This is a genomic window from Halioglobus sp. D3-4, assembly GCF_055809315.1.
The window spans coordinates 3,960,582-3,975,564 of the sequence record NZ_CM147907.1 but is presented as its reverse complement, the minus strand read 5'-3'; the positions used below and the strand labels follow the sequence as shown (position 1 = coordinate 3,975,564).

General features: G+C 58.4%; 15 protein-coding genes. 8 read left to right on the top strand and 7 right to left on the bottom strand.

Translation table 11 applies throughout. The features are described 5' to 3' along the window. Window positions 1–36: 36 nt before the first annotated feature. Window positions 37–1,488 carry a tRNA uracil 4-sulfurtransferase ThiI gene (gene thiI / locus AC0L6S_RS17485; RefSeq protein WP_473425394.1) on the bottom strand — a complete coding sequence of 484 codons (1,452 nt, stop codon included), beginning with the start codon at window positions 1,486–1,488 and terminating at the stop codon, window positions 37–39. Window positions 1,489–1,819: 331 nt separating this feature from the next. Between thiI and glnA the strand changes: the two genes are divergently transcribed. The 5 genes from glnA to AC0L6S_RS17460 all read left to right on the top strand — a co-directional run bounded on the left by glnA (window position 1,820) and on the right by AC0L6S_RS17460 (window position 7,125). After that, window positions 1,820–3,226, top strand: coding sequence for a glutamate--ammonia ligase (gene glnA / locus AC0L6S_RS17480; protein ID WP_473425393.1), 1,407 nt, complete (start codon window positions 1,820–1,822; stop codon window positions 3,224–3,226). A gap of 141 nt (window positions 3,227–3,367) precedes the next feature. Beyond that, entirely contained in the window at window positions 3,368–3,901 is a 534-nt protein-coding gene (locus tag AC0L6S_RS17475; RefSeq protein WP_473425392.1) for a DUF4124 domain-containing protein, read from the top strand. A 280-nt stretch (window positions 3,902–4,181) separates the two neighbouring features. Then, a complete protein-coding gene (glnL, locus tag AC0L6S_RS17470) occupies window positions 4,182–5,243 on the top strand; it encodes a nitrogen regulation protein NR(II) (protein ID WP_473425391.1) in 1,062 nt (353 codons plus the stop codon). Continuing rightward, window positions 5,236–6,639, top strand: coding sequence for a nitrogen regulation protein NR(I) (gene glnG, locus AC0L6S_RS17465; RefSeq protein ID WP_473425390.1), 1,404 nt, complete (start codon window positions 5,236–5,238; stop codon window positions 6,637–6,639). The genes glnL and glnG overlap by 8 nt, the downstream gene beginning before the upstream one ends. Before the next feature lie 21 nt (window positions 6,640–6,660). Then, the gene (locus AC0L6S_RS17460; protein ID WP_473425389.1) at window positions 6,661–7,125 is read left to right on the top strand and encodes a tRNA (cytidine(34)-2'-O)-methyltransferase; all 465 of its coding nucleotides are present in this window, start codon (window positions 6,661–6,663) and stop codon (window positions 7,123–7,125) included. Window positions 7,126–7,139: 14 nt separating this feature from the next. Here AC0L6S_RS17460 and secB read toward each other — a convergent pair whose 3' ends face one another. From secB to AC0L6S_RS17445, 3 genes are read right to left on the bottom strand one after another with little or no spacing between them, the layout of a single operon-like run. Then, window positions 7,140–7,619 carry a protein-export chaperone SecB gene (gene secB, locus AC0L6S_RS17455; RefSeq protein WP_473425388.1) on the bottom strand — a complete coding sequence of 160 codons (480 nt, stop codon included), beginning with the start codon at window positions 7,617–7,619 and terminating at the stop codon, window positions 7,140–7,142. Window positions 7,620–7,662: 43 nt separating this feature from the next. After that, window positions 7,663–7,935 (bottom strand): glutaredoxin 3, encoded by a 273-nt coding sequence (grxC, locus tag AC0L6S_RS17450; RefSeq protein ID WP_473425387.1) that lies wholly within the window; start codon window positions 7,933–7,935, stop codon window positions 7,663–7,665. A 13-nt stretch (window positions 7,936–7,948) separates the two neighbouring features. Next, entirely contained in the window at window positions 7,949–8,362 is a 414-nt protein-coding gene (locus AC0L6S_RS17445; RefSeq protein WP_473425386.1) for a rhodanese-like domain-containing protein, read from the bottom strand. 260 nt (window positions 8,363–8,622) lie between these two features. Between AC0L6S_RS17445 and gpmI the strand changes: the two genes are divergently transcribed. The 3 genes from gpmI to AC0L6S_RS17430 all read left to right on the top strand — a co-directional run bounded on the left by gpmI (window position 8,623) and on the right by AC0L6S_RS17430 (window position 12,765). After that, window positions 8,623–10,179 (top strand): 2,3-bisphosphoglycerate-independent phosphoglycerate mutase, encoded by a 1,557-nt coding sequence (gene gpmI / locus AC0L6S_RS17440; RefSeq protein ID WP_473425385.1) that lies wholly within the window; start codon window positions 8,623–8,625, stop codon window positions 10,177–10,179. Window positions 10,180–10,212: 33 nt separating this feature from the next. Further along, window positions 10,213–11,364 carry a murein hydrolase activator EnvC family protein gene (locus AC0L6S_RS17435; protein WP_473425384.1) on the top strand — a complete coding sequence of 384 codons (1,152 nt, stop codon included), beginning with the start codon at window positions 10,213–10,215 and terminating at the stop codon, window positions 11,362–11,364. 90 nt (window positions 11,365–11,454) lie between these two features. After that, window positions 11,455–12,765, top strand: coding sequence for a S41 family peptidase (locus tag AC0L6S_RS17430; protein WP_473425383.1), 1,311 nt, complete (start codon window positions 11,455–11,457; stop codon window positions 12,763–12,765). A 7-nt stretch (window positions 12,766–12,772) separates the two neighbouring features. Here AC0L6S_RS17430 and hisF read toward each other — a convergent pair whose 3' ends face one another. The 3 genes from hisF to hisH are packed head-to-tail and all read right to left on the bottom strand — an operon-like array spanning window position 12,773 to window position 14,929. After that, on the bottom strand, window positions 12,773–13,546 hold the full coding sequence (gene hisF / locus AC0L6S_RS17425) for an imidazole glycerol phosphate synthase subunit HisF (RefSeq protein ID WP_473425382.1): 774 nt from the start codon (window positions 13,544–13,546) through the stop codon (window positions 12,773–12,775). 4 nt (window positions 13,547–13,550) lie between these two features. After that, on the bottom strand, window positions 13,551–14,285 hold the full coding sequence (hisA, locus tag AC0L6S_RS17420) for a 1-(5-phosphoribosyl)-5-[(5-phosphoribosylamino)methylideneamino]imidazole-4-carboxamide isomerase (RefSeq protein ID WP_473425381.1): 735 nt from the start codon (window positions 14,283–14,285) through the stop codon (window positions 13,551–13,553). Beyond that, entirely contained in the window at window positions 14,279–14,929 is a 651-nt protein-coding gene (gene hisH, locus AC0L6S_RS17415; RefSeq protein ID WP_473425380.1) for an imidazole glycerol phosphate synthase subunit HisH, read from the bottom strand. The genes hisA and hisH overlap by 7 nt, the downstream gene beginning before the upstream one ends. Between the last annotated feature and the right edge of the window lie 54 nt (window positions 14,930–14,983).

Here is a 14,983-nt window from a genome sequence, read left to right as displayed (position 1 = left end):
ATGTGTACGATTCAGCCGTGCACCCTTTTGCAGCACTCAGGGCGCGTAGACCTTCACATCCAGCGATTTCCCGTCAGACATCAGGTGGCTGGCGTGCAAACGGCTCATCACACCCCTGCCACAGTACAGCATATATGTGTTACCTGAATCGAGTTCGTTCGCCCGACTGTGCAGTTCGTAGAAGGGTATTTTCACCACCGGGACATGCAACTTCAGCGGCGCCGCCTCTTCCTCATCTGGATGACGGATATCGATGATGGTGCCGTGGGCCAGAGGCACGGATAGCACCTCGACGTCGACGCGCTGCAGGTCCTCCTCTTCCAACTGGTCTATTCGCGTCTGCCGCCTGCCGTCGAATGCCCTGTCCAGTATCGCCATGTCGAAGAACTGCTCCTGTGCCTCGACCCGGTCCAGCTTGGCGCGCGTGGTCGGCCCCACCGAGATAACACCGCAGTACTCCGGCATATTCTCCGCATACACGGCGGTCCCGATCTGTTGCGCGATCTGCATGATCTCTTCCTTGTCGGTGGTGACCAGCGGTCGCAGAACCAGGCGCTCGGTAACGCGATCAATAACCGAGAGGTTGCGCAGTGTCTGGGAACTGACTTGCGCCACGCATTCGCCGGTGACCAGCGCGTCGATCTGCAGATCTTCCGCCACGCGATCAGCAACGCGCAGCATCATGCGCTTGAGCACCACCCCCATATAACTGTCCTGAACCTTCTTCAGCAGCTCTGCCACCACTTCTTCAAACGGCACTGTTATAAAGAGTACACGCTGTTTGCCGCCGTACTGCTGCCACAGATGCAGGGCCACCTCCTTGACGGCCAACTCCTGATCCTGACCGCCGAGCTGGAAAAACACGTAGTGGGTACGCATACCGCGCTTCATGGTCAGGTAGCTGGCCACGGGCGAGTCGAACCCGCCCGACATCAGCGACAGCACCGGATCGAGACTGCCCGCGGGATAGCCACCCAGGCCGCGATGACGTTCGACCACCACGAACAACGACTCGCCGCTGATCTCGAGCTCCACAGTCACGTCGGGGTATTTCAGGTTGACGCCGGCGGCCTCGGTTCGGGCCAGCAGTGCGCCGCCCACCTGCCGCTCCACGTCGAGAGAGCTGAAACTGTGCTGCCCACTGCGCCGACAACGCACGGCGAAGCTGCGACCTGCCAGGCGCGATGTGTAAACCGGCAGCACCTGCTCTACTATATCGTCAAGCTCCCCCAGCGGGTGCTCCTGCACCGCGAGTACCAGCGTCACCCCCGGCGTGTTGCACATTCGGTGCACCAGTTGCGCCAGCGCCCGCTCATCGCTCAGTGAGGTTTCCACACGCAATTTGTCCCAGCTCCTGCGCAGCACGATTGCCGGATCGATATCACGCAACACGGCACGCAGGTTTTCCTCCAGTTGACGGACAAATTGCCGCCGCACCGGCTTACTCTTCATAACGATTTCGGAGAAATACTTGACAACGAATTGCATTGAGGCCATAACCATTGCGTCTGATCGGGGCGGGTATTATACGGACTTCACTCCCGCAATTGTGCAGACTAATCACAGCATCCTGCCAAAACAGATCGTGCACCGAAATGTTACGCTAGTGCTTTATTGTGGTGCATAAATGGGAGGCCAGCCGGTTTTGGTCGTTTAATATCCTCTAATTTCAATGAGTTACCCGAAGCACCTTTTTGGCACAACATTTGCTTCTACTGAAGCTCCTGACCACGCCTGAGTCGTTTGCCGCGGCGGACACCAGGATAAACAACGCGGACCGGCGCAGCTGGCCCGATAACTGCCCTACGGAGACCACAACATGTCAAAGAACACCCTGAAGCTCATCAAAGATAACGAAGCCCGGTGGGTGGACCTGCGCTTCACAGACACCCACGGCAAAGAGCAACACGTCACAATCCCTTCCAAGGAAGTGACAGAAGGCTTCTTTGATGGCGGAAAAATGTTCGACGGCTCATCCATCGCTGGCTGGAAAGGTATCAACAATTCCGACATGGTACTGGTTCCGGACGATGACTCATCTGTGCTGGACCCTTTCACTGACGACGCTACAGTGATTCTGCGCTGCGACGTTGCCGAGCCTTCCACGATGCAGGGTTACGACCGCGATCCGCGCTCCATCGCGCAGCGTGCTGAAGAGTACCTGAAGTCCACTGGTATCGGTGACACCGCGTTTTTCGGCCCCGAGCCCGAATTTTTCGTGTTTGATGACATCAAGTGGCATATCGATATGAGCGGCTGCAGTGTCAAAATTCACTCCGACGAAGCAGTCTGGGCATCCGACCACGCGTTCGACGAAGGCAATACCGGGCACCGTCCTGGTGTTAAAGGCGGTTATTTTCCCGTGCCTCCAGTCGACTCGCTTCATGACATTCGCGCCGCGATGTGTACTGCGATGGAACAGATGGGCCTGGATATCGAAGTACACCACCACGAAGTTGCAACAGCTGGCCAGTGTGAGATCGGTGTGCGTTTCAGCACGCTGGTGAAGAAAGCCGATGAGGTGCAGATCCTGAAGTACTGCGTACACAATGTCGCCCACGCCTACGGTAAAACGGCCACCTTTATGCCCAAGCCCGTTGTCGGCGACAATGGCTCCGGCATGCACGTGCACCAATCGATCTCAAAAGGTGGCGAGAACCTGTTCGCCGGTGACGGCTACTCGGGCCTGTCCGACGAGGCGCTGTACTACATTGGCGGTATCATCAAGCACGCCCGCGCGCTGAACGCCTTCACCAACTCCTCGACCAACTCCTACAAGCGTCTGGTTCCGGGGTTCGAAGCGCCAGTAATGCTGGCCTACTCGGCCTGTAACCGCTCTGCCTCGATTCGTATTCCCTACGAAGCCAACCCCAAGGGCAAGCGGGTTGAGATTCGCTTCCCCGACCCCTCGGCCAACCCCTACCTGGCGTTTGCAGCCATGCTGATGGCCGGCCTTGACGGCATCCAGAACAAGATCCACCCGGGCGACCCTGCCGACAAGGATCTGTACGACCTGCCGCCGGAAGAAGGCAAAGCGATACCCACTGTCGCTTCCAGCCTGAGCATGGCACTGGAAGCCCTGGATGCAGACCGTGAGTTCCTCACACGGGGCGGCGTGTTCTCAGATGATATGATCGATGCGTTCATCGAACTGAAATCCGAGGAAATCCAGCGACTGGATATGACAACACACCCTGTAGAGTTTGCAATGTACTACTCTGTGTAAGTCTGTTCCCGGTTCGAGAAAAAGCCCGCATATGCGGGCTTTTTTTTGCGACCAACGCCCGCATTTACGATCATTGACTCTCTTTTATCGAAAATAATTCTGGTAGTGTATGCGCAATCGCGACCACATGAGATTATCATCATGTCCAGACTTCTTCTGCTTGCCGTACTGTTAACGTCCCTGCACAGCGCGGCTGATTCCATCTATCGCACCACCGATGCCGAGGGCAACGTGGTATTTACCGATGCGCCCAACGCCAGCTCCCAGCCGTCGGAGCAGATCGAAATCCAGCGCACGAATACGGTGGAGCCACCGCAGATCAGGCCGCTGCCTGATACCTCTGCCACAAACACCGAACAGGAGGCCCCCGCGCCCTACAAAGTGGTAATTACCTCTCCAGAGAACGAAACCTCCTTTCCGATGGGTCCGGGCAATTTTTCTGTCAGCGCACGGGTCACCCCCGCGCTGAAAAAATATGCCGGCCTGCAGCTGCTCGTTGACGGCGAAGCCTGGGGCGACCCACAACGGGATAACATGTGGGACCTGATCAACGTCTTTCGCGGACAACACGACCTCACCGTTGCCGTAGTCAACAATGCGGGTGAAACCCTGGCTGTCTCAGAGCCTGTGCGCGTCTATGTGCACCGGCCTTCGACCAACTTCAAAAACCGTTAACCGACCGTCTGGACAAAACCTCGCCCTTGCTGCACCATGTTGGTGCGCGTCGCGCCGCACCTGAAGGTGCCTAAGGCCATTTGACTCACCTGTGGGCGCTTTCGGCGCTGTGTACTGCTTTAAGTGAGTGCAAACTACGCCGAAAGGCCTCGTAGATACGTGTTTTGAATCTTTTTTCTACTTCATCCCTTTCTGGCTTCATTTTTGCTTATGCATTAGGGGTGCCGATTTAAATTTGGGCAGAGACGGTGCGGCACAGTTGCCCACATATGAGGCAAGGATGAATCTGGAACCGAACATACTCGACAGTATCAGTACCGGAGTGCTGGTGCTGGACAGCGATTTAAGGGTGTGTTCGCTGAACGCGGCTGGCCAGGCACTACTGGACACCTCAGAGGCGCGCTGCCTCGGCGAACACGCTGAAAAACTGTTAATGCACTCCGAGGAATGGCTCGGGATATTGACACAGGTGCTTGAAAGCGACAGCCCTCACGCCAGTCGCAGTATTGCCCTGATGCTGCCTTCTGGGCAGGAGATTCACCTCGATGTCATCATTACGCCGTTCACCAGCAGCAAGGGGGAACCCGGGCTGTTGGTCGAGCTTCTGGCGGTAGACAGGCTGCTGCGAATCAGCAGGGATGGCAATTTGCAGCATGCACAGGAAACCAGCAGGGCAATAATCCGAGGGCTGGCCCACGAGATCAAGAATCCGCTGGGTGGTGTGCGCGGGGCAGCACAGCTGTTGGCCAGGGAGTTGCCCAACGAAGACCTCGCTGAGTACACCAGCATAATCATCCGAGAGGCAGACAGGCTGCGCGATCTGGTGGATAGGTTGCTGGGGCCCAACCGCCAGTTGGAACTGAAACCGCTGAATATCCACGAGGTTCTGGAACACGTCCGTAACCTGATCAGCGCAGAATCGGAAAACCGTGTCACCGTTATCCGCGACTACGACCCCAGCCTACCGGAATTTCCCTGCGACCGCGCGCAGCTGATTCAGGCCGTTCTCAACATCACCCGCAATGCCCTGCAGGCTGCCCCCAACCTCGCAGACTGCAGAATTATTATGCGCACCCGCTCGCAGCGCCAGTTTACGGTGGGCACAACGCTCCACCGCCTGGTCTGCAGAGTGGATATTATCGACAACGGGCCCGGTATTCCGGAAGAACTGCAGCACTCGGTGTTCGCACCGATGGTCACCGGTCGCGCTGAGGGTACCGGTCTGGGTCTGTCGATAGCGCAATCGAGCATTCATCTTCACGGGGGGGCCATGGAGTGCGAGAGCACGCCTGGCGAGACCCGCTTCACCATCTATTTACCTATGGAACAAACGCATGCGTAACGCTTCAAAAGTCTGGGTCGCCGATGACGACACTTCAATTCGTTGGGTTCTGGAACGGGCACTCTCGCAGGCAAACATCGAAAATGAGAGTTTTGCCGATGGCGATGAACTGCTGCGCAAGCTCGCCAGCAGCCAACCAGATGTCATCATCAGTGATATTCGTATGCCCGGCACCAATGGTTTGGAATTGCTCACACGCATCAAGCAACAGTATCCCGATCTGCCCGTTATTATCACAACCGCCCACTCCGACCTGGACAGCGCCGTGTCCGCCTACCAGAAGGGCGCTTTTGAATACCTACCCAAGCCGTTTGACCTCGATGAGGTGATCGCTGTCACCGAGCGGGCGCTGGCGCATGCCAAAGAGCAAAAAGGCAATACACCTGCGGCTGAGGAACTACCGCACACGGAAATCATCGGCGAAGCGCCCGCTATGCAGGAGGTCTTCCGCGCCATCGGTCGGCTGGCCCACAGCAATATCACTGTGCTGATTAATGGCGAATCCGGCACCGGCAAGGAGCTGGTCGCGCACGCACTGCACCGTCACAGCCCGCGCAGCGAAGCCCCCTTCATCGCACTCAATATGGCCGCCATTCCCAAGGACCTGATGGAGTCGGAACTGTTCGGGCATGAAAAAGGTGCGTTCACTGGTGCCAACAGCAAGCGCGAGGGCCGCTTTGAACAGGCCGATGGCGGCACACTGTTTCTCGACGAAATAGGCGATATGCCCGCCGATACCCAGACCCGGTTGTTGCGTGTACTGGCCGACGGTGAGTTCTATCGCGTGGGCGGCCACATTCCGGTATCCGTCGATGTGCGCATCATCGCAGCTACCCACCAGAATCTGGAGAGTCTGGTACAACAGGGTGATTTTCGCGAAGACCTGTTCCATCGCTTGAATGTTATCCGGATACATATCCCCACACTCGCCGAGCGGCGCGAGGACATTCCGCGGCTGATGAAATATTTCTTTCAGCAGGCAGCCAGGGAACTCGGCGGCGAAACCAAGATTCTGCTGCCGGAAGCTGAAGAGTTCCTGGTCGGGCTGAGCTGGCCGGGAAATGTGCGACAGCTGGAAAACTGCTGTCGATGGATCACCGTGATGGCCTCCGGTCGGGAGGTACACCTCAGTGATCTGCCACCGGAATTGGGCACGGGCTCACCCAAGCCGCAGAAGAATGAAGAAATGGAATGGCCGGACCTGTTGTTCCACTGGGCACGCAATGAGCTGGTGCAGGGCAAACAGCAAATCCTGCAGGAAGCGGTCCCCACTTTTGAAAAAGTGATGATTCAGGTGGCACTGCAGCACACCCAGGGGCGCAAGCGCGATGCCGCCGAGCTGCTGGGATGGGGGCGCAATACGCTCACCCGCAAGATCAAGGATCTGCAACTCTAGCGACCTGTGATACCGTAGGGCATGTTTAAAATTGTCCTGTTCGAGCCGGAGATCCCACCCAACACCGGCAATATTATCCGCCTGTGCGCCAACACCGGCTGCTCACTGCACCTGATAGAACCACTGGGTTTTGACCTGGACGACAAAAAGATGCGGCGCGCGGGACTGGACTACCGCGAATTCGCTGATGTGCAGCTCTATCCAGACCTGGGACATTTTTACCGCGAACACGGCGAGAACAGAATTTTTGGCGCGACCACAAAGGGTGCTGGCGCATACCACGAGGTTAGTTATCGGGCCGGTGATGCGATACTGTTCGGCCCGGAGACTCGCGGTCTACCACAGAGCGTGCTCACGCATCTCGGAGTCACCGGGGCCATTCGCATCCCAATGAAGCCTGACAGCCGCAGCCTCAACCTGAGCAATGCCGCCGCCCTGGTTGTATACGAGGGCCTGCGGCAGCTGGGGTTTCCGAACCTACAATAAGTAAGTGCTTACGATCAGTGAGTGGCTGGTGAACCGTCGGCCGGTGCGTTCTGCGACTGGGCCAACGCCTGCTGGTACACGGCCTCAAAGTTGACCGGGGCCAGCATGATAGCCGGGAATGCACCCTTGACGCACAGGGAGTCGATCGTTTCCCGCGCGTACGGGAACAGTACATTGGGTGCCGCTGTGCCGAGAACCCGGCGCAGATCTTCATCCTGAAAACCCTTAACAAAGAAGATGCCCGCCTGGTGCACCTCAATCAGGAACGCGGTATTTTCATCGATCTTGGCGGTAATGGTAATCGCCAGGACCACCTCAAAGTTGCCCTCCTCGTCGATAGGATTGCTTTTGGTGTTGAGGTCGACACTCACTTTTGGCTGCCACTGTTTCTTGAATACTTCCGGTGTGGACGGTGATTCAAAAGACACATCCTTGATATAGATACGCTGTACCGAAAACTGTTGCTGGATACCTGCTGCTTGCTCTTCGGCCATGAAGCCTTCCTCCGTGTGTTTATTAATTTAGCTATTGATCGATTCAGGACAGGGCGCCTGCCTGTCCCAGTAATTCATCCAGGCGGCCCTGGCGCTCCAGCAGCATCATCTCATCACAACCACCGATGTGCTGCTCGCCTATCCATATTTGTGGCACCGTATTGCGACCGGCGCGCTCCGCCATTTCGCGACGCAACTGAGGGTCGTGATCCACCGCGATATCCTCGTATGCGACACCTTTGGCATCCAGCAGGTTGCGCGCGCGCACGCAATAGGGACAAAACTGCGTGGTATAGAGTGTAACCGCCTGGCTCATCGTACAACCCGCCTCAGGCAACTGTGGGCAGTTGCAGATTGGTCCACTCCATCATGCCGCCCGACATTTTGTAGACCCTGGTGTAATTTTCAGCCTTGAGCTGCTTGCCTGCCGCACCCGATTGCTGGCCCATCTTGCAGACCAGTATGATCGGCTTGTCTTTGTACTTTTCCAGTTCGGCCAGACGCGCGGCCAGCTTAGTCGCTGGAATGTTGAGAGAGCCGACAATGTGGCCCTTCTTGTACTCTGCAGCATCGCGCAGATCCAAAAAAACCCCGTCTTCAGCGTTCACCGTGTTTATCGCCTGCTGCGGCGTCAGCGACGGACCGGACTTGCGGCCTTCGTGCATGATCAACATCGCGATGACCGCCACAAGGGCAGCCACCAGCAACCACTGCTGCGCCAGAAATTCAAAAAATAATGCCATGGTTTTGCTTGTTGCTACCTATTGACGACGATGGAAGGCAACTGCTGCTGCCGGGAGACGATTGCGGGTATCTCTAATGGGGCGCAAGTATACAGCGTCTGCCACAGCGCAACCAGTCCACCGGGGCGCGTATTGAAGCTGCCGCACAAAAGGCCACAATAGCATCGCCCGAGGCCACACAGGCAATGCACTGCCTCGCCAGACAGGTTAAAATGGCGCGCTTCAAGCGTCCACAACCTCCCTGTTTGACCGGAACTGACATGAGTGAGAACGACAAGAAGCCCACCGTCCTGATTGTATTGGATGGCTGGGGCTACCGCGAGGAAAGCAAAGACAACGCCATCGCCAATGCGGCGACGCCGGTGTGGGATCGGCTGTGGGCGCAGTGTCCGCATGCGCTGATATCCGCCTCGGGTGAAGACGTCGGCCTGCCTGGCGGTCAGATGGGCAATTCCGAGGTCGGGCATATGAGTCTGGGGGCCGGCCGCGTGATATACCAGAACATCACGCGCATCGACAAAGCGATCAGCGATGGCAGTTTCGGGCAAAATCCGGTGCTCACCAGCGGCATCGACAAAGCCCTTGCAGCCGGCGGCGCAGTGCATATTTTCGGGTTGCTCTCGCCCGGCGGCGTGCACAGCCACGAGGAACAGATTTTTGCCGCCATTCGCCTGGCGGCTGAGCGCGGCGCCGAGCGCATATACCTGCACGCTTTTCTCGACGGCCGCGATACCCCCCCGCGCAGCGCGGGCCCCTCGCTGGAAAAAGCCGACGCGCTATTCGCTGAACTTGGCTGCGGCCGCACCGCCAGCATCTGCGGGCGCTACTACGCAATGGACAGGGACAACCGCTGGGATCGCATCGAATCCGCCTACGACATGCTCGTCGAGGGCGCCAGTGACTACCGCTCCAGCTCCGCAACCGAGGCCCTGCGCGAGGCCTACGCGCGCGATGAGAACGACGAGTTTGTCCTGCCCACCATCATCGCCGGCGAGCAGGAGAGCGCCGCCGTTGTAGCCGACAACGACACCGTATTGTTCATGAATTTCCGCTCAGACCGCGCGCGCCAATTGACCCACGCATTTGTCGACCGCGACTTCGACCACTTCGAACGCAAGGTGGTGCCGCAACTCGCCGATTTCGTCACGCTCACAGAGTACGAGGCAGACCTCGATGCCAGCGTTGCTTACGGACCGGAGAAGCTGGACAACGTACTGGGCGATTATCTGGCGCGGCGCGATATGACTCAGCTGCGTATTGCCGAGACCGAGAAATACGCCCATGTGACCTTCTTTTTCAGCGGCGGCCGCGAAGCGCTGTTTGACGGCGAGAAGCGACAACTGATCGCCTCACCCGATGTCGCAACCTACGATATGCAGCCAGAGATGAGTGCACCGGAAGTCACCGATCAGTTAGTCGAGGCGATAAAATCTGGCAAATTCGACCTCATCGTGTGCAACTATGCCAATGGCGACATGGTTGGGCACACCGGTGTTTTCGATGCCGCAGTGAAAGCCGTGGAAGCACTGGATGAATGCCTCGGCCGCGTGGAGGAAGCGCTGTTGCAGGTGGGAGGGCAGGCGCTGGTGACTGCCGATCACGGCAACTGCGAGCAGATGCTCGACTATACCTCCGGCCAGAAACACACCCAGCACACCACCGAGCTGGTGCCACTGGTCTATATCGGCGCGAAAAAACTTAGCCTGCAGCCGACCGGCGGTATCCTGGCCGATATTGCACCGACACTGCTGGGCCTGATGGATCTGCCACAGCCGGCAGAAATGACCGGCCACATTCTGTTTACACCGCAAGCTTGACCTTCGCGTACCGACATCCCCCGGCCATGAGTAATGCCTGAAACACGCTGTCGGTACTGGCTGCCGGTGCTGTTACTCGCCGCCCTCCCGCTGCCGGGCATCGCGCAATCCGATGAGGAAAAAGCGCGCCAACAACTGCAGAAGCTGGAAGAGGACATCCAGAGCATTACGCAGGAGATTTCCGCTGCCAGCAGCCAACACGATGAGTTACAACAGCAACTGCGGCAAACCGAGATAGAGCTGGGAACGCTGCAGCGCCAGATCGCAGAGAACCAGCAGGCACTGGAAACCGGCGAGCAGGAGCTGGTGGCACTCGAAGCCCAGCGCGCCGAGCTGAAAACGGCGCGCGACAAGCAACAGGCGCGCATCGCCCAGGAATTGAAGACCGCCTGGCAGATGGGGCGCCAGGGTGAAATCAAGGTCATTCTCAATCAGGAGGACCCGCATACCGTCGCCCGCCTGCTGGGTTACTACCGGTATTTCTTTCGCGCCCGTAACACCCTGCTGGAACAGTATCGCGGAACGCTGCGCGAACTGGCCGAAGTGCAACTGCAGATCGACAACACACAGGCGGAACTGGCAGCGCGTGGCGAGACCCTGAAGCAGCAGCAGGCGGACATCACCGCCGCCCAGGCCAGTCGCAAGCTCACGATGGAGGAACTGAGCGCCAGCATCAGCAGTAACAGCGCCCAGCTGAAGCAGAAGGAGGAGGATCGCAAACAACTTGAGGATTTGCTACAGGCCATCGAAGAGGCTGTTGTCGATCTGGAAACGCCAGAAAACTATGCGACATTCACCAGCGCCAAAAGCCAGATGCCGTGGCCGGTCGCCGGCAAGCCCAGCAACCAGTTCGGGCGCTCCCGCAACGCCGGCAAAATGCGCTGGCAGGGTCTCACCATACCCGCGGATGAGGGCACTACTGTGCGCGCCATACACCATGGCCGCGTGGTCTACGCTGACTGGTTGCGCGGCTCCGGCCTGCTGCTGATCATCGACCATGGCGACGGCTATATGAGCCTGTACGCCCACAACGAAAGCCTGCTGCGCGAGGTGGGAGAATGGGTGACCGTCGGCACACCCATCAGTACGGTGGGCAATACCGGCGGCGAAGACCACGCCGCCCTCTACTTCGAGATTCGCCACAACGGCAAACCCACCGATCCCGCCAAATGGTGCACAAACTGAGTGCATTATTGAGGCTCAACCGGCTTGGCGCTGAGGTGGAAGAATGAGGTAAACTGTGGCTCCTCAGGTTACCGGTCTACAGACAATACCATGCACCTTGATACCTCGCTCCGAAACGCCCTGGCGGGCATTGCCGCTGCCCTGGCACTGGCCATATCCGCGCCCCTCTCAGCCGTAGAGGAACAGGGCCAGCTACCGCTGGATGAATTGCGAACCTTCGCCGAAGTGTTCAACCAGATTCGCCAGGGTTATGTCGAGGAGATCGACGACAGCACGCTGCTGGAATATGCAATACAGGGCATGCTCATGGGTCTGGACCCGCACTCCACCTACCTCACCGAGGACGCCTTCCAAAGCCTGCAGGACACCACTTCCGGCGAGTTTACCGGGCTGGGGCTCGAAGTGGGGATGGAGGACGGCTACGTCACTATCATCTCGCCCATTGACGGTTCCCCGGCATCGGAGGCCGGCCTGCGCAGCGGCGATGTGATTCTCAAACTGGGCAATGTGCCGGTAAAGGGCCTGACACTCAATGAGGCCATAGAGATCATGCGCGGGCCCAAGGGCAGCAAAATTGAACTTTCCATCGGCAGACCCGGTGAGAGCCAGCCCTTTGAAGTGACCCTGGTGCGCAATACCATCAAAGTCGCCAGCGTGCGCCACAGCTGGCTGGAGCCCGGCTACGGCTACATCCGGGTAGCCCAGTTCCAGTCCAGTACCGGCGAAGATGTACGCAAGGCACTGGACAAGCTGATGTCAGAGGAAAAGCTGAAGGGTCTGGTGCTGGACCTGCGCAATAACCCGGGCGGGATTCTGCGCGCCAGCGTAGATGTCGCCGGCCTGTTTATGAACGGCGGCAATGTGGTGTACACCGAAGGGCGAGTCGCCAATTCCGATCTGTACTACGACGCCGATGCAGTGGATGCAACAGACGGCGCACCCATCGTAGTGCTGATCAACCAGGGTTCGGCCAGCGCCTCGGAGATCGTCGCCGGCGCACTGCAGGATCATAGCCGGGCCGTGATTATGGGCACCCAGAGTTTCGGCAAAGGTTCAGTGCAAACCGTGCTGCCGCTGTCTGACTCGCGCGCAATCAAGCTCACCACTGCGCTGTACTTCACGCCCAATGGCCGTTCCATACAGGCCGAGGGCATCGTGCCCGACATCGAGGTGGAGCGCGCCACTGTGACAGCGTATAACAGCCCGCGCCGTATTACCGAGGCAGACCTCTCCGGCCATCTGGACAACGTCAATGGCACGAGTAAAAGAGCGAAGAAACAGATCAGCCCGCTGCTGGCAGACGACAACCAGTTGTACGAAGCATTGGCACTGCTGAAGGGTCTGAATATTCTGGGAATGCGCGACAGGAGAACAGCGCAGGAAGCGGGCGGCGAATCCTGAGTAAGGCCTAGCGCCGCACTTCAATACCGCGCTCGGCCATGTAGGCTTTGGCCTGTGGTACTGTGAATTCGCCGAAATGAAAGATGCTGGCAGCCAGCACCGCATCCGCGCCGCCGAGAGTAACGCCGTCGACCAAATGATCCAGTGTGCCAACACCACCTGAGGCAATCACCGGGATTTCCACCGCATCGCTAATCGCCCGCGTGACGCCCAACTCGAACCCGTTGCGCGTGCCGTCGCGATCCATACTGGTCAGCAGGATTTCACCCGCACCCAGTTTCGCCATACGCACTGCCCACGCCACTGCATCAATACCCGTGGGCTTGCGGCCGCCGTGGGTGAATATCTCCCAGCGCGGCTGCCCGTCTACATCGTCAACACGCTTGGCATCGATCGCCACCACAATGCACTGGGAACCAAAACGCAGCGCGGATTCACGCACCAGTTCCGGGTTGTGAATAGCGGCTGTATTGATGCTGACCTTGTCGGCACCGGCGTTGAGCATGACGCGAATATCATCCACCGAGCGAATACCGCCGCCGACGGTCAGCGGAATAAACACATGCTCGGCGATCTGCTCCACCGTGTGTACTGTAGTTTCACGACCATCCGAGCTGGCCGTGATATCCAGGAAGCAGACCTCGTCGGCACCCTGTTCGTTGTAGCGCATTGCAATTTCTACCGGGTCACCGGCGTCGCGGATATCGACAAAGTTAACGCCTTTCACCACCCGGCCGTTATCGACGTCCAGGCAGGGGATTATGCGTTTGGCCAGCCCCATCGTGTTACGCCGCTGCGTCGCAGAGGCGCTGCGCCTCCGCGACGTCCAGCGTGCCCTCATAAATCGCGCGGCCGGTAATTGCACCGCAGATGCCGGTATCGGAAACTGCCAGCAGGCTACGGATATCTTCGATATTGGTGATACCGCCGGAGGCGATCACCGGAATGCTGGAGGCCTGTGCCATCGCCACCGTCGCCTGCACGTTCACGCCCTGCATCATGCCGTCGCGCGCAATGTCTGTGTAAACAATCGCGGATACGCCATCAGATTCGAAGCGGCGGGCGAGATCGGTGGCCTGTACCGTGGACACTTCGGCCCAGCCGTCAGTGGCAACCAGGCCATCTTTGGCGTCTAGCCCGACGATCACCTTGCCCGGAAACGCGGCGCAGGCCTCGGCGACAAATTCCGGCTCTTTCACCGCCTTGGTGCCGATAATCACATAGCTCACACCAGCTTTGACGTAGTGTTCAATCGTCTCCAGATTGCGAATACCACCGCCGATCTGTATCGGCAGATCCGGGTAGGCGGCGGCGATCGCCTTTACCACCTCACCATTAACCGGCTCGCCCGCAAAGGCACCGTTGAGATCAACCAGGTGCAGCCGCCTGCAGCCGGCATGAACCCAGCGCGTGGCCATCGCCACCGGATCATCGGAGAACACCGTGCTGTCTTCCATCAGGCCCTGACGCAGGCGCACGCACTGTCCGTCTTTCAGATCGATTGCGGGGATAATTAACATTGTCCGTTCCAGTTCAGAAAATTTTTCAACAGGGTGAGCCCGGCGCCGGCACTTTTCTCCGGGTGAAACTGCACGGCGAACAGGTTGTCGCGAGCGAGCGCGGCATCGGCACTGACACCGTATTCCACACTACCGGCGAGCAGGCTGCGATCCTTGGCGTGCACGTAATAGCTGTGTACAAAGTAGAAGCGGGTCATGTCGGGGATGCCGGCCCACAGCGGGTGATCGCGCTGCTGACGCACTTCGTTCCAGCCCATATGCGGTACTTTCAGGCGCTGACCGTCGTCATCCGTAAGCGGGTTGCCGAAGAAGCGCACATCGCCGGGAATCATACCCAGACAATCGACACCGTCATTCTCTTCAGAGCGATCCATCAATGCCTGCAGGCCGACACAAATTGCCAGCACTGGCACGTGTTGCTCGGTTAACGCCTGCGCCAGCAGCTCATCGCACTTCAGCCGGCGGATCTCGGACATACAGTCGCGGATGGCGCCGACACCGGGAAACACCACGCGATCGGCCTGGCGGATCAGCTCAGCATCGTGGGTAACCACTACCTCACCGGCACCCACATGCTGCAGCGCGCTGGCCACCGAATGCAGATTGCCCATGCCATAATCGATAACGGCGACACTAACGCTCATAATTAACGCTCATAAACAGGCACTCAAGGACAGGCACTCATAACCAGCGTTCCT

What these genes read in the sequence shown, in the direction of transcription:
- thiI (WP_473425394.1), bottom strand. Translation starts at nt 1,488, where the DNA reads ATGCAATTCGTTGTCAAGTATTTCTCCGAAATCGTTATGAAGAGTAAG.
- glnA (WP_473425393.1), top strand. Translation starts at nt 1,820, where the DNA reads ATGTCAAAGAACACCCTGAAGCTCATCAAAGATAACGAAGCCCGGTGG.
- AC0L6S_RS17475 (WP_473425392.1), top strand. Translation starts at nt 3,368, where the DNA reads ATGTCCAGACTTCTTCTGCTTGCCGTACTGTTAACGTCCCTGCACAGC.
- glnL (WP_473425391.1), top strand. Translation starts at nt 4,182, where the DNA reads ATGAATCTGGAACCGAACATACTCGACAGTATCAGTACCGGAGTGCTG.
- glnG (WP_473425390.1), top strand. Translation starts at nt 5,236, where the DNA reads ATGCGTAACGCTTCAAAAGTCTGGGTCGCCGATGACGACACTTCAATT.
- AC0L6S_RS17460 (WP_473425389.1), top strand. Translation starts at nt 6,661, where the DNA reads ATGTTTAAAATTGTCCTGTTCGAGCCGGAGATCCCACCCAACACCGGC.
- secB (WP_473425388.1), bottom strand. Translation starts at nt 7,619, where the DNA reads ATGGCCGAAGAGCAAGCAGCAGGTATCCAGCAACAGTTTTCGGTACAG.
- grxC (WP_473425387.1), bottom strand. Translation starts at nt 7,935, where the DNA reads ATGAGCCAGGCGGTTACACTCTATACCACGCAGTTTTGTCCCTATTGC.
- AC0L6S_RS17445 (WP_473425386.1), bottom strand. Translation starts at nt 8,362, where the DNA reads ATGGCATTATTTTTTGAATTTCTGGCGCAGCAGTGGTTGCTGGTGGCT.
- gpmI (WP_473425385.1), top strand. Translation starts at nt 8,623, where the DNA reads ATGAGTGAGAACGACAAGAAGCCCACCGTCCTGATTGTATTGGATGGC.
- AC0L6S_RS17435 (WP_473425384.1), top strand. Translation starts at nt 10,213, where the DNA reads ATGCCTGAAACACGCTGTCGGTACTGGCTGCCGGTGCTGTTACTCGCC.
- AC0L6S_RS17430 (WP_473425383.1), top strand. Translation starts at nt 11,455, where the DNA reads ATGCACCTTGATACCTCGCTCCGAAACGCCCTGGCGGGCATTGCCGCT.
- hisF (WP_473425382.1), bottom strand. Translation starts at nt 13,546, where the DNA reads ATGGGGCTGGCCAAACGCATAATCCCCTGCCTGGACGTCGATAACGGC.
- hisA (WP_473425381.1), bottom strand. Translation starts at nt 14,285, where the DNA reads ATGTTAATTATCCCCGCAATCGATCTGAAAGACGGACAGTGCGTGCGC.
- hisH (WP_473425380.1), bottom strand. Translation starts at nt 14,929, where the DNA reads ATGAGCGTTAGTGTCGCCGTTATCGATTATGGCATGGGCAATCTGCAT.